The organism is Bacillus sp. SD075 (assembly GCF_017355165.1).
Classification (GTDB): domain Bacteria; phylum Bacillota; class Bacilli; order Bacillales; family DSM-1321; genus Peribacillus.
In genome coordinates, this window is record NZ_JADILK010000121.1 from 1 (window position 1) to 326 (window position 326).

The window sequence follows — 326 nt, forward strand, 5'->3', positions numbered from 1 at the left end:
AAGTTTTCGATAACTTGCTTCTGTTGCTCTTTCTGTTCAGAAAGTTCGCTCATGGCTTTCTCTAAATTATCAATGTCCACTTTATATTTATTTTCTTGTTCAGATACAACGCCAAACGTTTGATTTAAAAGACCGATTTCTTGTTGCTGGCAGTTCTCTTTTTCCTTTAAATCGGTAATTATTTGTTCCAAATTCTCAATGTTCACTTTATATTTATTTTCCTGTTCGGATAGATAGTCGATCATTTTAGTATAATTTTCAATTTCTTTGTTAAGTTTTTTGATAATTTGTTTATGATGAGTTTCCTGTTCGGAAAGTTCAATCAT

At 30.4% G+C, this 326-nt stretch carries 1 protein-coding gene; it reads right to left on the reverse strand.

Features of this window, described 5'->3' with window-relative positions; all coding sequences use genetic code 11:
* Positions 1-326 (reverse strand): hypothetical protein (locus IOC57_RS25540; protein WP_207441375.1); only part of this gene is annotated, 326 nt, incomplete at both ends.